The sequence below is a fragment of the Mesorhizobium qingshengii genome, from assembly GCF_900103325.1.
GTDB lineage: Bacteria > Pseudomonadota > Alphaproteobacteria > Rhizobiales > Rhizobiaceae > Mesorhizobium > Mesorhizobium qingshengii.
Genome location: NZ_FMXM01000003.1, coordinates 415941 through 434637 on the forward strand (window position 1 = coordinate 415941; position 18697 = coordinate 434637).

At 63.8% G+C, this 18697-nt stretch carries 21 protein-coding genes; 17 read left to right on the forward strand and 4 right to left on the reverse strand.

The genetic code is table 11. The features are described from left to right. The first annotated feature begins 26 nt into the window (after positions 1–26). Positions 27–1244 carry a GGDEF domain-containing protein gene (locus BLS48_RS05800; RefSeq protein WP_091576035.1) on the forward strand — a complete coding sequence of 406 codons (1218 nt, stop codon included), beginning with the start codon at positions 27–29 and terminating at the stop codon, positions 1242–1244. 114 nt (positions 1245–1358) lie between these two features. On the opposite strand, the gene BLS48_RS05805 is transcribed toward BLS48_RS05800, so the two are convergent. Beyond that, entirely contained in the window at positions 1359–1721 is a 363-nt protein-coding gene (locus tag BLS48_RS05805; protein WP_091576228.1) for a hypothetical protein, read from the reverse strand. Positions 1722–2064: 343 nt separating this feature from the next. On the opposite strand from BLS48_RS05805, the gene BLS48_RS05810 reads away from it, so the two are divergent. The 7 genes from BLS48_RS05810 (at position 2065) to BLS48_RS05840 (ending at position 7271) form a co-directional block, all read left to right on the forward strand. Then, complete coding sequence (locus tag BLS48_RS05810; RefSeq protein ID WP_091576036.1) at positions 2065–2502, forward strand: hypothetical protein; 438 nt, start codon at positions 2065–2067, stop codon at positions 2500–2502. Between the two features lie 246 nt (positions 2503–2748). Then, positions 2749–3168: a succinate dehydrogenase, cytochrome b556 subunit gene (gene sdhC / locus BLS48_RS05815; protein ID WP_091576037.1), complete on the forward strand. Its 420-nt coding sequence runs from the start codon at positions 2749–2751 to the stop codon at positions 3166–3168. 2 nt (positions 3169–3170) lie between these two features. Further along, positions 3171–3566: a succinate dehydrogenase, hydrophobic membrane anchor protein gene (gene sdhD / locus BLS48_RS05820; RefSeq protein WP_091576038.1), complete on the forward strand. Its 396-nt coding sequence runs from the start codon at positions 3171–3173 to the stop codon at positions 3564–3566. A 1-nt stretch (position 3567) separates the two neighbouring features. Beyond that, positions 3568–5406: a succinate dehydrogenase flavoprotein subunit gene (gene sdhA / locus BLS48_RS05825; RefSeq protein WP_091576039.1), complete on the forward strand. Its 1839-nt coding sequence runs from the start codon at positions 3568–3570 to the stop codon at positions 5404–5406. A gap of 2 nt (positions 5407–5408) precedes the next feature. Continuing rightward, positions 5409–5846 (forward strand): DUF3052 family protein, encoded by a 438-nt coding sequence (locus BLS48_RS05830; RefSeq protein ID WP_091576040.1) that lies wholly within the window; start codon positions 5409–5411, stop codon positions 5844–5846. Next, entirely contained in the window at positions 5846–6625 is a 780-nt protein-coding gene (locus BLS48_RS05835; protein ID WP_091576041.1) for a succinate dehydrogenase iron-sulfur subunit, read from the forward strand. Before BLS48_RS05830 ends, BLS48_RS05835 begins: the two co-directional genes overlap by 1 nt. A 13-nt stretch (positions 6626–6638) precedes the next feature. Further along, the gene (locus BLS48_RS05840) at positions 6639–7271 is read left to right on the forward strand and encodes a YceH family protein (RefSeq protein WP_091576042.1); all 633 of its coding nucleotides are present in this window, start codon (positions 6639–6641) and stop codon (positions 7269–7271) included. 79 nt (positions 7272–7350) lie between these two features. Here BLS48_RS05840 and BLS48_RS05845 read toward each other — a convergent pair whose 3' ends face one another. Beyond that, the gene (locus tag BLS48_RS05845; RefSeq protein ID WP_091576229.1) at positions 7351–7776 is read right to left on the reverse strand and encodes an OsmC family protein; all 426 of its coding nucleotides are present in this window, start codon (positions 7774–7776) and stop codon (positions 7351–7353) included. Positions 7777–7997: 221 nt separating this feature from the next. Between BLS48_RS05845 and BLS48_RS05850 the strand changes: the two genes are divergently transcribed. Beyond that, positions 7998–8216: a hypothetical protein gene (locus tag BLS48_RS05850; RefSeq protein ID WP_091576043.1), complete on the forward strand. Its 219-nt coding sequence runs from the start codon at positions 7998–8000 to the stop codon at positions 8214–8216. Positions 8217–8218: 2 nt separating this feature from the next. Further along, positions 8219–8575: a YciI family protein gene (locus BLS48_RS05855; protein WP_091576044.1), complete on the forward strand. Its 357-nt coding sequence runs from the start codon at positions 8219–8221 to the stop codon at positions 8573–8575. 9 nt (positions 8576–8584) lie between these two features. Here BLS48_RS05855 and BLS48_RS05860 read toward each other — a convergent pair whose 3' ends face one another. Beyond that, positions 8585–9844 (reverse strand): ubiquinone biosynthesis hydroxylase, encoded by a 1260-nt coding sequence (locus BLS48_RS05860; protein ID WP_167364956.1) that lies wholly within the window; start codon positions 9842–9844, stop codon positions 8585–8587. A gap of 98 nt (positions 9845–9942) precedes the next feature. On the opposite strand from BLS48_RS05860, the gene tesB reads away from it, so the two are divergent. The 7 genes from tesB (at position 9943) to BLS48_RS05895 (ending at position 18196) form a co-directional block, all read left to right on the forward strand. After that, complete coding sequence (tesB, locus tag BLS48_RS05865) at positions 9943–10803, forward strand: acyl-CoA thioesterase II (protein WP_091576045.1); 861 nt, start codon at positions 9943–9945, stop codon at positions 10801–10803. Positions 10804–11112: 309 nt separating this feature from the next. Continuing rightward, a complete protein-coding gene (locus tag BLS48_RS05870) occupies positions 11113–11451 on the forward strand; it encodes a P-II family nitrogen regulator (protein WP_013892292.1) in 339 nt (112 codons plus the stop codon). A 31-nt stretch (positions 11452–11482) separates the two neighbouring features. Beyond that, entirely contained in the window at positions 11483–12838 is a 1356-nt protein-coding gene (locus BLS48_RS05875) for an ammonium transporter (RefSeq protein ID WP_091576046.1), read from the forward strand. A 330-nt stretch (positions 12839–13168) separates the two neighbouring features. Beyond that, complete coding sequence (locus BLS48_RS05880; protein ID WP_091576047.1) at positions 13169–13444, forward strand: hypothetical protein; 276 nt, start codon at positions 13169–13171, stop codon at positions 13442–13444. Between the two features lie 211 nt (positions 13445–13655). Further along, on the forward strand, positions 13656–16310 hold the full coding sequence (locus tag BLS48_RS05885; protein WP_091576048.1) for a DNA translocase FtsK: 2655 nt from the start codon (positions 13656–13658) through the stop codon (positions 16308–16310). 153 nt (positions 16311–16463) lie between these two features. Further along, complete coding sequence (locus tag BLS48_RS05890) at positions 16464–17144, forward strand: outer membrane lipoprotein carrier protein LolA (protein WP_091576231.1); 681 nt, start codon at positions 16464–16466, stop codon at positions 17142–17144. A 245-nt stretch (positions 17145–17389) separates the two neighbouring features. Next, positions 17390–18196, forward strand: a complete 807-nt coding sequence (locus tag BLS48_RS05895; RefSeq protein ID WP_091576049.1) for an exodeoxyribonuclease III — start codon at positions 17390–17392, stop codon at positions 18194–18196. Here the strand turns inward: BLS48_RS05895 and BLS48_RS05900 are convergent. After that, positions 18183–18695: a GNAT family N-acetyltransferase gene (locus BLS48_RS05900; protein WP_091576050.1), complete on the reverse strand. Its 513-nt coding sequence runs from the start codon at positions 18693–18695 to the stop codon at positions 18183–18185. The two genes, BLS48_RS05895 and BLS48_RS05900, sit on opposite strands and share 14 nt — an antisense overlap. Positions 18696–18697 lie beyond the last annotated feature (2 nt).

An 18697-nucleotide genomic window follows, 5' to 3' on the forward strand; every position in this document is an offset into this window, starting at 1 on the left:
AGGTGACGTACCGTGTGCGAAAAGATATGAGTGGCGCAAACTTCATCCTGTTGATCAATCTGTCGGTCGCCGGCCTGCTGGCAGCGTCGTTCATGGCGGTCGCGTTCCATGATGTCGGCCGCGCGCCGGCGCGCTGGCTGGCGTTCGGCTATCTCCTGGGCATGGCCTATTTCGCCGTCGAGTTCAGCATCCCCGCCTTCGCCAATGCGCGCCCGGTGGTCGTTGCCGCCTTCGCGGTCTTCCTTGGCGCCACCATCGCCTTCAATGGCGGGCTTGCCCGCAAATACGACGTGGCGCCACCGTGGCCGCCGATGCTGTTCTTCCTGTTCGTCACGACCGTCGCGGTCTACTTCGTGCAGGACTTGCCGCGCCAGTCGCTGGCCCGCATGATGGCCTACCAGCTTCCCTATGCCGTCATGCAGTTCGTCGGCCTCGCCATCGTCTGGTCGTCCAGGCAAAGGCTTGCCCGCCTCGACCGCATACTGATGGCCGTGCTGGCGGCAAGCGGCCTGCAGTTTGCCTCAAAGCCGTTCATCGCGCATGCTCTCGGCGGCTGGGGCGAAAACCCGCAGGCCTATGTGCAAAGCAGCTATGCGCTGGTGTCGCAGTCGCTCGGCACCGTCTTCGGCCTGGCGCTGGCGCTGCTGATGCTGGCCATCCTGGTTCGCGACGTGCTCGCCGAAGCGACATCGAAGTCCGAGACGGACACGCTTTCGCGTCTGCTCAACCGCGGCGGCTTCACGCGCCACGCGGAGCTGGCGGTGCTTGGCGCGGTGCGGCAAGGCGTGCCGGTCGCCCTGGTCATCGCCGATCTCGATCATTTCAAGAGTGTCAACGACAGTTTCGGCCATGCGTCCGGCGATCGGGTGATCGAGACCTTCGCCAGTTTCCTGCGCGAGGCCGCCGCCAGCCACCATGTCGCCGGCCGCATCGGCGGCGAGGAGTTCGCCATCATCCTGCCTGGAACCAACCTTGCCGCCGCGCGGCTGTTCGCCGAGGGCGCACGCAGTGCATTCGGCGCGCTTCCCATCGACGGCCTGCCGGTTGACAACCGCTGCACCGCGAGCTTCGGCGTTGCCGAACTTCATCCCAGCGAAGACTTTGCCGACCTGATGCGGCGTGCGGACCAGGCACTCTACCAGGCGAAGAACGCCGGCCGCGATTGCGTGCGTGTCTCCGCCGGACCGGTCAACGGCCAGTCGTCGGCCGCAATCAGCATCAGGGCCGATTCCGGCCGGAATTGATCCTGGCTCGCCCTGTCTTCCCGTTTGAGCATGATCTTTTTTGACGCAATTCCCAAGGGAAAGCGCTGTGCGCTTTTCCCGGGAAAACCGTTTCACACTTTTCCTGGGATTGCTCTAGCGGCAGGGGCTGAGTTCGGGCATCTCGCCTTCGGAGAGGCCATACATGTAGCTGCGGCCCTTCACGAACACCGGCGGCCGGTAGCAATCCCTGTAGCCGCTGATCTCGTCGGACTCGTTCTCATAGATTACCTTGGGCTGGCCGGCGCTGGTATAGTCCGACAACTGCTTGGCGAGCTTGCCCTCGCCGACCAGGATGCGCTTGTAGCCGGCGGCGCTGTGGATGACGAGATTGCCGAAGGAATCGGCGTAGACGTGATCCTGATGACGTGCCCCGGCGAGCGCTGGCGCCGCCTGGCCGACGACCGAAGCCGCCACAATGAGCGCCGCAAGGCGCGATCTGCCCGAGTTCGAACGCATGGCGTTCTCCATGTTAGAGGCCAAAGCGCGTCGCGACGCGCTTTCAGTCCTTGGTTGGATGCATGCCGTTGCCCCAGAACCGCTGGCGCGCCTTTGGGCGACATGCACGCCTCCTCGAATCAGAAATTAACCTTTTCTTAACCTTTGTTAAGAGGTTGGCGCGCTTCCCGGCCAGGTCTCATCAAACATGGTTAATTTCGGACTGGAGGGAAAACCGGGTGGCCATCATTCGGCCATGCTTGGCCGCACCATCGCGGCCGGCATCGAATGTAAAGGTGACGCTGGGGCAACCTTGATCTTGGCGTAGCATCGTGGCTAAGTCTGCCGCGCGGGAGGACAGCATATGGCGCTACGCCTGACGGTTTGGGTGTCCGTTTTCCCGTTGCTTGCTATCGTCGCAGCCTGTGTGCCGCAGGATGGCGCGCCGAAGGCGGCCAATACCCTATCGCCCGCGGTTTCTCCCGCGCCGGCCCAGCAGCCCATGGCAGCCGTGGCGCCCCCGGCATCCGCAACCAAGATCACCACCGACCTTACCACGCCGCGATCCACTGTGGGGATGGCAACCTATGGATGCGGCAATGGCAGCGCGATCACCATTCAGAATCTCGGCTCGTCGTTGCATGTGATCGAGCCGGATGGCGCGACCGAAGAGTTTGTAGCGTCGCCCGCCAACCAGTCCAGCCGCTACCAGGAGGCCGCCACGCATAACGCAATCGTGATCGACGGGCGTGAGGCGCTGGTGATGAAGAGGGGCTCGACGCCGCAGACCTGCAAGCGATAGGCCGCACGGCTAATGAGCAGCGTATGCTGCACTGCAGCGATATAGAACCGACTGCCGGCCATCAGCCCCTAATCGATTGAAGTCCGCGCCCGCCTTTTTGTCAGACTAAATGACGTTTCCAAAACGATTTTCTGGCTTTGACGCGGTGCAAAAAGAGCATTAGAAACCGGCTGTCCGAAGTCGCAACCGGAAGCGGCAATGCCGCATTCCAGCCTGAGGCTCCAGAGACGCCGAACTGGGGGAGCCATGAGCAAATCACCAGCCACCCGCGAATTTGCCAGACGTGAACGGCCGCTTTCGCCGCATCTGTCCGTGTACCGGCCGCCGATCACCATGACGATGTCGTTCATCCATCGCATCACCGGTGGGGCGCTCTATTTCGGCACGCTGCTGGTCGCCGTCTGGTTGATGGCGGCGGCAAGCTCGCAGGCGACGTTTGACTGGGTCGACTGGGCTTTCGGCACCTGGCTCGGCCGGCTCATCCTGTTCGGTTACACCTGGGCGCTGATGCATCACATGCTGGGCGGCATCCGCCATCTGGTGTGGGATACCGGCGCCGGCCTCGAGAAGCACACGGCCTCCAAGATCGCCTGGGCGACGCTGGCCGGCTCGATCCTGCTCACGCTGCTGATCTGGATCGTCGGATACATGGCGCGGGGAGCCTGATCATGGCCGGCAAAAACACTGACATGCGCACGCCGCTGGCGAAAGTCCGCGGCCTCGGCTCGGCCCGCGAAGGCACGCAGCATTTCTGGCGCCAGCGGCTCACGGCAATCGCCAACATTCCGCTGACGCTGTTCTTCGTCGGATTCCTGATCGCGCTGAACGGCGCTGGCTATACAGAGGTGCGGTCGGCGCTTGCTAATCCCTTCGTGGCGCTGGTGATGACCCTGGTGCTGGTCTCCGGGCTCTACCATATGCGGCTCGGCATGCAGGTGATCATCGAGGATTACATACATGGCGAGGGCATGAAGCTGGCGCTGATCGCGCTCAATACATTTTTCACCATAGCGGTCGGCGTCGCCTCGATCTTCGCCCTGCTCAAGCTGGCATTCGGAGGCTGAGTTGGCCAAGGACGCGAAAAACGCCAACACGGCATCGGCCTACACCTATGTCGACCACAAATTCGACGTGGTGGTCGTCGGCGCCGGCGGCGCCGGCCTGCGCGCCACGCTCGGCATGGCCGAACAGGGCCTGCGCACCGCCTGCATCACCAAGGTGTTCCCGACCCGCTCGCACACAGTGGCGGCGCAGGGCGGCATTGCTGCGTCGCTTGCCAATATGGGCCCCGACAACTGGCAATGGCATCTGTTCGACACCGTCAAGGGTTCGGACTGGCTGGGCGACATCGACGCGCAGGAATACATGGTCCAGCAGGCGCCCGCCGCCGTCTACGAGCTCGAACATTACGGCGTGCCGTTCTCGCGCACCGAAGAGGGCAAGATCTATCAGCGGCCGTTCGGCGGCATGATGATGAATTTCGGCGAAGGCCCACCGGTGCAGCGCACATGCGCCGCCGCCGACCGTACCGGCCATGCCATGCTGCACACGCTCTATGGCCAGTCGCTGAAGAACAACGCGCAGTTCTTCATCGAGTATTTCGCGATCGACCTGATCATGGAGCCGGACGGCACCTGCACCGGCGTCGTCGCCTGGAACCTCGATGACGGCACCATCCACCGCTTCTCGGCCAAGATGGTGGTGCTGGCGACGGGCGGCTATGGCCGCGCCTATTTCTCGGCCACCTCGGCGCACACCTGCACCGGCGATGGCGGCGGCATGGCCTCACGCGCCGGCCTGCCGCTGCAGGACATGGAGTTCGTGCAGTTCCATCCGACGGGCATCTACGGCGCAGGCTGCCTGATCACCGAGGGCGCGCGCGGCGAGGGCGGCTATCTCGTCAATTCCGAGGGCGAGCGCTTCATGGAGCGCTACGCGCCGTCGGCCAAGGACCTTGCCTCGCGCGACGTGGTGTCGCGCTGCATGACGCTGGAAATCCGCGAAGGCCGCGGCGTCGGCCCGAAGAAGGACCACATCTTCCTGCATCTCGACCATCTCGACCCGGCGGTCCTGCATGAGCGGCTACCCGGCATTTCGGAATCGGCCAAGATCTTCGCCGGCGTCGACCTGACCAAGGAACCGATCCCGGTGCTGCCGACGGTCCACTACAATATGGGCGGCGTGCCGACCAACTACTGGGGCGAAGTGCTCAATCCCACCGCCAAGAGCCCGGACCAGGTGTCGCCCGGGCTGATGGCTGTCGGCGAGGCGGGCTGCGCCTCCGTGCACGGCGCCAACCGGCTTGGCTCGAACTCTTTGATCGATCTGGTCGTGTTCGGCCGCGCGGCGGCGATCAGGGCCGGCCAGGTGATTGACCGCAACTCGGCGATCCCTTCGCCCAATGAAGCCTCGGTCGAGAAGATCATGGATCGTTTCGACCGGCTGCGCCACGCCAATGGCTCGACGCCAACCGCCGTGCTGCGCGAGAAGATGCAGAAGGCGATGCAGGAAGACGCGGCGGTGTTCCGCACCCAGGAATCGCTGGACAGCGGTTGCAAGCGCATTTCGCAGATCTGGACCGAGCTCAAGGACATCAAGGTGTTCGACCGCTCGATGATCTGGAATTCAGACCTGGTCGAGACGCTGGAGCTGGAAAACCTGATGGCCAACGCCATCACCACCGTCCATGGCGCCGCAGCGCGCAAGGAGAGCCGTGGCGCGCATGCGCGGGAAGATTTTTCGGCGCGCGACGACAAGACCTGGCGCAAGCACACGCTGGCCCGGCTCAACGAGGCCGGCAAGGTGACGCTCAGCTATCGGCCGGTGCACACCGAACTGCTGCTCAAGGAAGCCGACGGCGGTATCAACCCAGCCAAGATCGCGCCGAAGGCCAGGGTGTACTGACGATGGCGCTGGCGGCCTCTGGATATTCCGACACGCCCCTTCCGGCCAAGCTCGGTCTGAAGGACGGCATGACCGCCGCCTTCATCGCGCTGCCCCATGACCTCGACGATCTCGCCGACGCCGTTGACTTTGCTCGAGTCGACAGGCTGCCGGACTGGTCAGAGATTTCGGGCATTCGCCAGAAATACGATGCCGTTCATGCCTTCGCCCGGCAGCGTGCCGAGATCGAGGACCGCCTGGTCGATATCGAGGCGGCTATCAAGCGCGACGGCATGGTCTGGGTCTCCTGGCCGAAGAAGGCATCGAAAGTGCCGACCGACGTCACCGAGGGTGTCGTTCGCGCCGAGGCGCTGAAGCTCGACCTTGTCGACGTCAAGGTCGCCGCCGTGAATGAAATCTGGTCCGGGCTGAAGCTCGTCATCCGAAAGGACCGCAGGTAATGGTCGAACTGACGCTCCCCAAGAATTCGCAGATCAAGCAGGGCAAGACCTGGCCGAAGCCGGAGGGCGCCGCCAATCTGCGTGAATACCGCATCTATCGCTGGTCGCCCGACGATGACGAGAACCCGCGCATCGACACCTATTTCGTCGACATGGACGATTGCGGGCCGATGGTGCTCGACGCGCTGCTCTGGATCAAGAACAAGATCGACCCGACACTGGCCTTGCGCCGGTCCTGTCGCGAAGGCATTTGCGGTTCCTGCGCCATGAACATCGATGGCTCCAACACGCTCGCCTGCACCAAGGGCTGCGACGACATTTCCGGCGCCGTAAAAGTCTACCCGTTGCCGCATATGCAGGTGGTCAAGGATCTGGTGCCGGACCTTACCAATTTCTACGCCCAGCACGCCTCGATCGAGCCCTGGCTCAAGACGGTGTCGCCGGAGCCGGCCAAGGAATGGCTGCAGAGCCATGAGGACCGCGAGAAGCTCGACGGGCTCTATGAGTGTATCCTGTGCGCCTGCTGCTCGACCTCATGCCCGAGCTACTGGTGGAACGGCGACCGCTATCTCGGCCCGGCAACATTGCTGCAGGCCTATCGCTGGCTGATCGATTCCCGCGACGAGGCCAAGGGCGAACGGCTCGACAATCTGGAAGACCCGTTCCGGCTCTATCGCTGCCACACCATCATGAACTGCGCGCAGACCTGCCCCAAGGGCCTCAACCCGGCCAAGGCGATCGCCGAGATCAAGAAGATGATGGTCGAGCGGCGGGTATAGCGAGCCGATCATTATGACAGATACCGAATTGCCCGTTCTTTCTCCTGCCGAAGCGCGCGTGCTCGGTTGCCTGATCGAGAAGAAGGAACTGACGCCTGACGTCTACCCGCTGACGCTGAATGCAGCACTTGCCGCCGCCAACCAGAAGACGGCACGCGAGCCGGTGATGGCGCTGGAACAGACAGAGGTGCACCGGGCTCTGAAGCTGCTCGAGCAGAAGGGGCTGGTGCGGCAGATGTTCGGCTCGCGTGTCGAGCGCTACGAGCATCAGATGGCGCAGCGCTTCTCGCTGACCACGCCGCAGACCGCCTTGCTCGGCCTGCTCCTGTTGCGCGGACCGCAGACGGCGCATGAGCTCTTGGCGCGCAGCGAGCGCATGGCGCGGTTTTCGTCGATCGAAGACCTGCGCGGTGAACTCGACATGCTGATTGGCCGCCGGCCGCCGCTGATCCAGGAAATCCCGCGCGGGCCAGGCCAGCGTGAGGACCGCTACGTGCATCTCCTCGCTGGACCGGTGGACGTTGCAGCCCTTTCGGCGCAACGGAGTGCGCCGGCCACGCCTCACTCCGACCTGGAAGCGAGATTGGAGGCCCTGGAGCAGGAAGTCGCCGCACTTCGCGCCCGGCTCGACTCGCTGGGCGCCTAGATCTAGGTCATCCCTCTCTTCAGGATATCCGGCGCGCGCGCCGTTTATACGCGCCGGATTTCACACGGAATGCGCGTCCTCAGCCGAGCCTGGCGTCGAGCGAAACCTTGATGGCGCCGAGTGCCTTGGAGACCGGGCATTCGGCCTTGGCCTTCTCGGCCAGTTCCTTGAACTTGGTCGCATCGATGCCGGGCACCTTGCCGACCACCGTGAGGGCGCTGCCGGTGATGCCTGTGCCTGGGACCAGCGTCACCACGGCCTTGGCGTCGAGCTCGGCGGCGGGCGTGCCGTTCTCGGCCAGGAAATGAGAGAACTGCATGGCGAAGCAGCCGGCATGGGCCGCCGCGATCAGTTCTTCCGGATTGGTGCCGGATTTGCCGCTCTCGTCCTCGAAGCGCGCCTTGAACGAATAGGGCGTGCCCTTCAGGGTTCCGCTCTGGCTGTCGAGCGTGCCTTTGCCCTCTTTCAGATTGCCTTTCCAGACGGCGTTTGCGGTGCGGTCCATGAATTCCTCCTTGGCCTCGATTGCGCCGGCCCGGCGCCAGCGTTCCTCCCAACTATAGCGCGGGCGCGCGGGAAGGCCACCGCGCCATTCCAGCGAAAACCGCGACATCGGCGCGTCGGCGGCGAATCTTTTTCTGAAAATGCGCGTGCAAGAATGTCGACTTGCATCCAGCCCGACCGTCCTGCGGGCGGCCATAGTCTGGTGGCCGGATGGAGATTCACATGGACAGTCTGTTTTTCGCGCTGTGGAAGAGCCCATGCCGCAAGGCCGGGCGACAAGAAGACTTCTGGCTGCATCCGCCCCCGTCCGGTTTTGGCCGGCTGCTGGCGGCGGTCGCCATCATCGGGATCGCAGCATGCCTTCTCGACCATGCGGCGGGCAGCGCCCCGGCTGACACCTTGATCGCCTCAACCTATGGTTCGTCACAACAAGGGAGATAGAGATGCAGTATGTTTGCCTGGTCTATGGCGAGGAAAAAGATCTCTACGCGCTGACAGTCGAGGGATCGGCCAAGCTCGATGCCGACTCGCTGGCCTATGACAGGTCCCTGGAGCAGCGAGGCGTGCTGATCATCGCGCAGGCGCTGCAATCGGTGAGGACCTCGAAGACTGTGCGTCGGCGCAAGGGCAAGCGGCTGGTCACCGATGGCCCCTTCGCCGAAACCAAGGAGCAACTGCTCGGCTTCGTCATGATCGAGGCGAAAGATCTCGACGAGGCGCTGGACATTGCCGCCGGCATTCCGCTGGCCGAAATCGGCACCATCGAGGTCAGGGCGATCTACGAAATACCGGGATCATAGGCGAAGCGATCAGATCGCCTCGCCCTTCAAGAGGCGAGGCGTACCGCCGGACAGGCCCGATGCCTGGCGGATGAAGAACGCCTTCAGCCGCGGCATCCGTTCGACCAGACCGAGGCCGATGTCGCGGACGGTGCGCAGCGGGCCGATGTCGTTGGAAAACAGACGGTTCAGCACGTCCGTGGTGATGCCCATCTGCACGGTGTCGAAGCGGCGCCATTGCTGGTAGCGTTCGAGCACGTCGAGCGCGCCGATGTCCTGGCCGAGCCGGTCGGCCTCGACAATCACCTCGGCAAGCGCGGCGACATCCTTGAAGCCGAGATTGAGGCCCTGGCCGGCGATCGGGTGGATGCCGTGCGCGGCGTCGCCGGCAAGCGCGATGCGCGGCGCGACGAAGGCGCGCGCGAGGGTCAGGCCGAGCGGCCAGGCGCGTGGCTTGTCCGCGACGCGGATCTCGCCAAGCTTGAGGCCGAAGCGCTGCTCGAGTTCGTGCTCGAAGACGAGATCGTCGCCGGCAACCAGCTTGTCGGCATCCTGTGAGCGCTCGACCCAGACGATCGATGAGCGGTTGGTGCCGTCGTCGTCCGGTTTGAGCGGCAAGGTGGCGAACGGGCCGGCTGGCAGGAAGTGCTCTTCGGCGCGGCCGTTGTGCGGGCGTTCATGCGCCACCGTGCAGACGATGCCGGACTGCCCGTATTCCCATTTCACCGTCTTGATGCCGGCCATGTCGCGCAGCTTCGAGTTGACGCCATCGGCGGCAACCAGCAGCCGAGCCTTCAGCGCCGCGCCGTCGGCAAGATGCACTGATATGCCGGCACCGTTGGTTTCGAAGCCCTGCACGGCGACGCCTTCGATGATGTCGATGCCGAGTTCCTCCGCACTGCGGCGCAAGGCACCGTTCAGCACCTTGTTGGCGACCATATGCGCAAAGGGCTCGCCCGGCGCCACCTCGCCGTCGAAGGTCAGGAACACCGGACGGACCGGATCGGAGCTGCGCGAATCGGTGATGATCATCTCGGTGATCGCCTGCGCCCGCGGCGCGATCTCGGCCCACACGCCGAGCTGGTCGAGCATGCGGCAGGCGGCAGCGGCAATGGCTGAAGCGCGGCCATCCTTTTGCCAGGTGCCGGCGGGCGCGGCATCGACCAGCGCAACGGCAAGGCTCGGGCGCGCCTGCTTCAGCGACACGGCGGCGGCAAGCCCGACATAGCCGGCGCCGGCGACCAGGACATCGAGCCCGGACCTGGTATTCGCATCCGTCCTGGATTGCATCATCTTCGCTCCTTGCGCGCCGGCCTGGCATCCGCCCTTGACGGCTCGTCCTTCCTGTCGGAAACCCGCCATAGCATCCGGTGATGAGGTCACGAAACATGACGGCGGCCATGGACGAGCTTCTCGACATTCTCGACCTCGAGAGGCTGGAACACAATCTGTATCGTGGTCGCAGCCCCCAGGTGGAATGGCAGCGCGTATTCGGCGGCCAGACGATCGCCCAGGCCCTGGTGGCGGCGCAGCGGACCGTCGAGCCCGATCGCTACGTGCATTCGCTGCACGGCTATTTCATGCGGCCAGGCGATATCAAGGTGCCGATCGTCTACGAGGTCGACCGCATCCGCGACGGCGGCTCGTTCACCACCCGCCGCGTGCTGGCGATCCAGCACGGGCAAGCCATCTTTTCGCTGGAAGCCTCGTTCCAGGTCGACGAGAAGGGGCTCGAGCACCAGTTCGCCCTGCCCGACGACGTGCCGCCGCCGGAAGGGCTGCAGACGCAGCGGCAGCTGCTCGAGAAGGCCGAACGTGTACCGGAGGCGGTGCGCCGCTTCTGGGCACGGGAGCGGCCGCTGGAGCTGCGTCCGGTCAATCTCCAGCACTATGAAAGCCGCGACAAGCTGCCGCCCCGGCAGAATGTCTGGATCCGCCTTGCCGGGCCGGTTCCCGACGACCGCGCCCTGCAATCGGTGCTGCTCGCCTACCTGTCCGACATGACGCTGCTCGACACGTCGACCTTCGCGCATGGGCGCGGTCTTTTCGATCCCGATATCCAGGCGGCGAGCCTCGACCACTCGATGTGGTTCCACCGGCCGCATGCGCTCGACGGCTGGCTGCTCTACGCCCAGGACAGCCCGTCAAGCTCGGGATCGCGCGGCTTCAGCCGCGGCACCCTCTATGCACGTGACGGCACGCTGATCGCCTCGATGGCCCAGGAAGGGTTGATCCGGCTCAAGCGTTGAGCACCTGGGCGGCAGCTTCTTGTTTGAGCATGATCTTTCCGAAAACCGGGACCCACTTTCGGGGCCATGCTGCCAAAGCCGGCAAAATAGGCAATTTCGAAAAATTGCATAATTTTTAAGCACATGCCGTGCCGCAGATGCTGGCACCTTCTGCCTCCGATCGCTCCAATCCCTTTGTTTACAACAGGTTAATACACTGCTTCGGCAACTGGCACGGAGCTTGAATCCTCGTGGGCACTCTCCGGCTCTCCTTGGGATCGGTGCAGTCGTGCAAACGCGGGGGACCGCAACAGCAAAGGGTGAAACCTTATGAAAATCGTGATGGCAATCATCAAGCCGTTCAAGCTCGACGAGGTACGCGAAGCGCTTACCGCCGTCGGCATCCAGGGCCTGACCGTCACCGAAGTCAAAGGCTACGGACGTCAGAAGGGACACACGGAAATCTATCGTGGGGCGGAATACGCGGTCAGCTTCCTGCCGAAGATCAAGATCGAGGTCGCGGTCAGCTCCGACATGGTCGACAAGGCCGTCGAAGCCATCACCGCGGCGGCCAAGACCGGCCAGATCGGCGATGGCAAGATCTTCGTTTTCGGCATCGATCAGGCGGTGCGCATCCGCACCGGCGAAACAGACACCGACGCGCTCTGAGCGGCGAAAACGTATTCCAATGGAGAGTTCAATGAATATTCCTTCCACCTTGAAGACGACGGGACGCGCCGCCCTTTTGGGCTCGCTCGCTCTCGCAGCATTGGGCACGGTTGCCGCCTTCGCACAGGAAGCGGCCCCCGCCGCTGCGGCTGCCGCGCCGGCTGCCGCTCCCACCCCGGTGCTCGATACCGGCAACACCGCCTGGATGCTGACCTCGACGGCCCTCGTGCTGATGATGACCATCCCGGGCCTGGCGCTGTTCTACGGCGGCATGGTGCGCAAGAAGAACGTGCTGGCCACCATCATGCAGAGCTTCGCCATCACCTGCCTGGTGACGGTGCTGTGGTTCATGTTCGGCTACTCGCTGGCCTTCTCCGACGGCGGCGGCATGAACAGCTATCTCGGCGGCACCTCGAAATTCTTCCATCACGGCATCACCACTGCCTCGCTGTGGCTGCCGGGCGTCGCGAACATTCCTGAATTCGTCTTCTCGATGTTCCAGATGACCTTCGCCATCATCACTCCGGCGCTGATTGCCGGCGCCTTCGCCGAGCGCTTCAAGTTCTCGGCGCTGCTGATCTTCATGGCGCTGTGGCTGCTCGTCGTCTATGTGCCGATCGCGCATTGGGTCTGGGGCGGCGGCTTCCTCGGCACGGCTGGCGTGCTCGACTTCGCCGGCGGCACGGTCGTCCACATCAACGCCGGTGTCGCCGGTCTCGTCTGCGCACTCGTGCTTGGTAAGCGCGAAGGCTACGGCACCACCAACATGGCGCCGCACAACCTGGTCTATTCGGTGATCGGCGCTTCGCTGCTGTGGGTCGGCTGGTTCGGCTTCAACGCCGGTTCGGAGCTCGCGGCCGACGGCCTCGCCGGCGCCGCCATGCTCAACACCCAGGTTGCCACCGCGGCCGCGGCGCTGGCCTGGATGTTCGCCGAATGGATCGTCGCCAAGAAGCCCTCCGTGCTCGGCATCATCTCGGGCGCCGTTGCCGGCCTGGTCGCGGTGACCCCGGCTTCCGGCTTCGTCAACCCGACCGGCGCCTTCATCGTCGGCATCGTCGCCGGCGTCGTCTGCTACCTCTCGGCGGTCAAGGTGAAGCACATGTTCGGCTATGACGACTCGCTCGATGCCTTCGGCGTGCATGGCGTCGGCGGTATCATCGGCGCCCTGCTCACCGGCGTGCTGGCCGATCCGGCGATCAACAGCCTGTCGTCGGGTGCTTCGCTCGGCAAGCAGATCTACGGCGTCGCCGTCACCATCATCTGGACGGCGATTGCAACCTTCGTGATCCTCTACATCGTCAAGGCGCTGGTCGGCCTGCGTCCGACGACCCAGGAAGAGGTCGAAGGTCTCGACATTTCCCAGCATGGCGAAGTGGTGCCGTAAGGCCAGCTTAGCCAACAGGGCCGGCGGAACCCTCCTCCCGCCGGCCCTGTCTGACTCCAGACGATTCCGAACGGAAAGCCGCTGTGCACTTTTCCCGGAATTGCTTCAAGAGATCCCGTCGTGACGCTCCCGAAAGGAGTTCACGCATTGAGGCCCGGATCGCATCCGGGCCTCCTTTTTTTGGTAAAACCTTCCGGCCATGCCCCTGGTTCGTGCAATCACGTTCGCGTGAAGAAGATTTCTGAAGAAACATCGACCGCCCTTGCCCCGTACTTTGAGGACGATCGTCGTTCTGACGCTCGTACAAAACGACAGGGAAGGAATCATCTCATGAAACTCAAGAACATCTTCCTCGGGGCACTCGCTCTTTCCATGGTCAGTGGCGTTGCGTTGGCAGGCGCTCTTGACGAGCCTGACAACATGGCGCCGTTCTTCACCGATACCGGCATGAAGACCATGAAGTCCGAGGCGGATTTCAAGGCGGCCTGGGCTTCGACGGCCAAGGACAAGCAGGACTTGATGATGAAGGAATGCCAGGACGCGGCGATGAGCAAGCCTCACGCCGAATTCTGCGCCAACCTGATGGCGTATGCCGGTCACAAGTGATTGCGCGAGATCGGGTCCGGACGGGCCCGATCGTCGCGTCATTGCCATGAAAAGATGGCGGGCTTCGCGGCCCGCCATCTTCGCTCTGGAAGGAGGCGCCGGTAAAAAGCCATGGTTAATGCGCCCTTAACCTTCCCACCGATAGTCTGGCATCCGAATCTGCCGGAGTGCGCCATGCACCCGCGCGAGGCAATGACAGACGGGGAAGAGCATGCGTTCAGGGGCTTCAGCACCGCTCGCGCTGACCGATACGGGGCACGGCATGCAGGCGTTCGCGCGGCGTCAGGTCGGCCGGCTGGTCGGCGTGGGACTGTTCGCGCTGGTTGCCTTCGGCGTCGCCAGCCTTGCTACCTGGAACGTCGCCGACCCGAGTTTCTCGCACGCGACAAACAACACCGTCACCAACGCCATGGGCTATGCCGGCGCGGTGTTCTCCGACCTCGCCATGCAATTCTTCGGCCTCGCCGCGGTCGCGGCGCTGGTGCCGGCTGTCGTCTGGGGATTCCTGCTGTTTTCGGCGCGCGGTGTCGACAGGCTGCCCAGGCGCGGCTTGTCGTGGTTCGGCTTTGCCCTGCTGGCCGCTGCAATGGCCGGCTGCGTGGTGCCGCCAAAGACCTGGCCGCTGCCGACCGGCCTCGGCGGCGTGTTCGGCGACATGGTGCTGAAGATCCCCGCCGTTGTCATCGGCGGCTATCCGACCGGGCTGGTAGCCAGCATCATCGCCATCTTGCTGGCGGCACCGGCGCTGTGGCTCTTCGCCCATGGTTCGGCGCTGATCGGACGCAAGAACGGCTTCGCCGTCATGGAGGACGAGCCGGCCGCGGATCCGCGCGAGGACGACCTTCTGTTCGACAATGACGAGGACGAAGGCGACGAAGGCATCCTGGCGCTTGGCGCCATCACCCACTGGTGGCTGTCACTGCGCGCCTGGATGCATCGCCGCGCCATGCGCCGCAGGCAGGAGCGGGACGAGTACGAGCCGGAGATGGAGCAGCGCTCCACGGCCTGGCGGCGCGCCGCCGAACGGGTCGAATCGGCCGAGTTCGCCGAATCGCGGATGAGCCAGGACGGCCGCGCCCGCGTCGAGCCGGAATTCTTCGCCGCCATGGTCAATGACCGCAGCGCCTCGCTCGACCCCGACGATGCCGATGTGTTCGAAGCCGATGACGACTTGGATTTCGAGCCCGCCAGCCAGCGGCGCGCGGCGCCGACCGCCAGGGTCCAGCAAATCCGCTCCGATGCCGCCACCCGCGTCGAGGCGCCGGCGCCGCGTCCGGCTCCTGGCGCCCGCGTCCAGCGCGAGGCGCAGACATCGCTGATCGGCTCGGAAAAGTTCGAAATGCCGTCGCTGCATTTCCTGTCCGAGCCGAAGAACGTGGTGCGCGATGCCAGCCTGTCCAAGGACGCGCTGGAGCAGAACGCGCGCCTGCTCGAGGGCGTGCTGGAGGATTTCGGCGTCAAGGGCGAGATCATCGCCGTCCGCCCCGGTCCGGTGGTCACCCTCTACGAGCTCGAACCGGCGCCCGGCATCAAATCGTCGCGCGTCATCGGCCTGTCCGACGACATCGCGCGCTCGATGAGTGCGATCGCCTGCCGCGTCGCCGTGGTGCCCGGCCGCAACGCCATCGGCATCGAACTGCCGAACGCCAAGCGCGAAACCGTCTATCTCCGGGAAATCCTGGCCAGCCGTGACTTCGAGACGACGAAGGCCAAGCTGGCGCTGGCGCTGGGCAAGACCATCAATGGCGAGGCGGTCATCGTCGATATCGCCAAGATGCCGCACGTGCTGGTCGCCGGCACCACCGGCTCGGGCAAATCGGTCGCAATCAACACCATGATCCTGTCCTTGCTTTACCGGCTGAAGCCGGAAGAGTGCCGGCTGATCATGATCGATCCGAAAATGCTGGAACTCTCGGTCTATGACGGCATCCCGCACCTGTTGACGCCGGTGGTCACCGATCCGAAGAAGGCGGTGGTGGCGCTGAAATGGACCGTGCGCGAGATGGAGGACCGCTACCGCAAGATGTCGAAGGTCGGCGTGCGCAACATCGACGGTTTCAATGCCCGTGTCAGCCAGGCGGACAAGAAGGGCGAAAAGATCTCGCGCACCGTGCAGACCGGCTTCGACCGCCAGACCGGCGAGGCGATCTACGAGACCGAGAACCTCGATCTCGAGCCCATGCCCTATATTGTCGTCATCATCGACGAAATGGCCGACCTGATGATGGTCGCCGGCAAGGACATCGAAGGTGCCGTGCAGCGCCTGGCGCAGATGGCGCGTGCCGCCGGCATCCATGTCATCATGGCCACGCAGCGCCCGTCGGTCGACGTCATCACCGGCACGATCAAGGCCAATTTCCCGACCCGCATCTCCTTCCAGGTGACGTCGAAGATCGACAGCCGCACCATTCTGGGCGAGCAGGGCGCCGAGCAGCTGCTCGGCATGGGCGACATGCTCTACATGGCTGGCGGTGGACGCATCCAGCGCGTGCACGGCCCGTTCGTCGCTGATGAAGAGGTCGAAAGGATCGTCGCGCATCTGAAACTGCAGGGCGTGCCTGAATATCTCGACGCCATCACCGAGGACGACGGCGAGGACGACGACGAGCCGTCCGGCAAGGGGGGCTCGGGAAGTGGCGGCGGCAACAGCAATTTCGAGGATTCCGACGATCCATACGATCAGGCGGTTTCCGTGGTGCTGCGTGACGGCAAGGCTTCCACCAGCTATATCCAGCGCCGGCTGGGCATCGGCTACAACCGCGCCGCCTCGATCATCGAGAAAATGGAGAAGGAAGGTATCGTCGGCCCGGCCAACCACGCTGGCAAGCGCGAGATCCTGGTGCCGACCGAAGATGACAAGTTCTGACCGGGAGGCCTTGCCTTCGCGACATCGTCCTGTTCGGCAACCTTGAACCTTTCAGGACGTTGAAGCGACTGAGGGGCGTCCGATCGCCAAACTTCAGCCCAACTGGGGGTCCAAGGACCAGAACAACTCAGGAATCAGATGAGAGTGACCGACATGAAAAATGTTTCTTCAGCGCTCAGCGATCTTGCTCCCAACCGACGCCAACTGCTTGGCCTCGGCCTGGCGTTTGCAGGGGCTGCGGCCTTCAATGTGGTGCCCGGGTTCCAGTTGCTGGCCTCGGCGCAGGCGGCCGTGCCACAGGCCGCGCAGAAGATCGCCGACCATTTTTCCTCGGTCAAATCGATGAGTGGCGAATTCGTGCAGTTCGGCCCCAAGGGCGAGCAGACCGGCGGCAAGTTCTTCCTGGAGCGGCCGGGCAAGATCCGCTTCAACTATGATGGTGCCTCGAATTTCAAGGTGATTTCAGACGGCAAGTCGGTGGTCATCCTGAACAAGAAGCTCAACACGTCCGATCTCTATCCGCTGTCGAAAACGCCGCTGAAACTGCTGCTCGACAACAGGATCGACCTCTCCGGCGACCGCGTCAAAAGCGTCAAGGAGGAAGACGACCTCACCACGATCCAGCTCGCCGACAAGTCGGTGTTCGGCAATGCCAGGATCACCATGATGTTCGATCCGAAAACCTATGATTTGCGCCAATGGACGATCACCGATGCGCAAGGCAAGGACACCACGGTGATGATCTTCAACACCAAGGAAGGCGTCAGCTTCGCGCCCGACACCTTTGCCATCGACTATACGGCCAACCGCGAGCTGAACACCAAGACGCGGTAGATTCAGGTGAGGCCGGCCTGCAAATGGCGGTTTCCTGAGCTTCCGGTGCTCACGTACTTCAAGTACGCTCCGCGCCGGTTCTGGGAAACCACCTTGTTTGGTCGCTTCGCGCCCGTCTTCGACTCCGACTCGGCCTGACCTGAATCCCAGCTGCCGCTGGTGCAAGAGGAAGCAGCACGCGCATGCTGGCTTGTCTTTGCGGCGCGCGGCTGGCAGTAGTTCGGGACCTCTTTCCGGACCGCCGCATGCCCTTTTCCATCGCCACCTGGAACATCAATTCCGTCCGTCTGCGCATGCCGATCGTCGAGCGCCTGCTTGTCGAGCATGCGCCCGACGTGCTTTGCCTGCAGGAAACCAAGGTTCCCGACGAGCTGTTTCCCGAGAAGGCGTTCCGCAAGCTCGGCTACGAGCACATCGCCTTCCATGGCCAGAAGGGCTATCACGGCGTCGCGACGGTGGCGCGGCGGCCGATCGAGGTGGTCGAGAAGCGACGCTTCTGCGAGATCGAGGACAGCCGCCACCTCTCGGTGACGGTGCGAGCCGGCGGCAAGGCGATCCTGCTGCACAATTTCTATGTTCCGGCGGGTGGCGACGAACCGGATCCCGTCATCAACAGGAAGTTCAAGCACAAGCTCGATTTCGTCGCCGAGATGAATGCCATCCGGGCCGAGCATGACGAGGTGTCGGGCTCGGTGCTGGTCGGCGACCTCAACATCGCCCCGCTCGAGCACGATGTCTGGTCGCACAAGCAGCTGCTCAACGTGGTCAGCCACACGCCGGTCGAGACGGAGAGTTTCGAGGCAATGCGGCTGGCCGGCAACTGGGTCGACCTGATGCGACTCAACGTGCCGCATGAACAGAAGCTCTACACTTGGTGGAGCTATCGCGCACAGGACTGGGAAGCGTCGAACCGCGGCCGGCGGCTCGACCATGTCTGGTCGTCGCCAAATCTGGTGCCCGATTTTGCCGGTTACGAGATCCTGCGCCCGGCGCGCGGCTGGGAGCGGCCGTCGGACCATGTGCCGGTGATCGCGCGTTTCAACCTGGACTAGCTTTGGACGCCTGGGGTCGGCGCTGTTCCCATTCGGGCCGCAGCTGCGCCATGATCAGCTCGTCGCGATGCACACCGTGGAAAAACGCGCTGCCGCGCGCAATGCCTTCGGCCGTGAAGCCGACAGCCTCGTAGGCGCGCCGGGCGCGATGGTTGTCGGGGAACAGGCCGATGCAAAGTCGATAGGCATCGGTCTCGACGAAAACCCGGTCGATCACGGCGGCCAGCAGCACCCTGCCATGGCCCTGTCCCGGCACGACGACAGCGATGCGCTTGACCAGTGTCACGCGCTCGGCCGAAGCCCATTGGCGAAGGATGGCAAAGCCTATCGGCGCCGAACCGTCGACACCGACAAAATAGGCATGGCTGCCGTCGACCATGGCTTCGCGGTGACGCGCTTCGTCCCAACGCCCGACAACGGCGTCATAGCCTTCGCCCCGTTCGGTGGCCATGATGAAGGGCAGGTCTGTTTCGGTGGCGCGAAGCAGCTGGAAGTCCATGA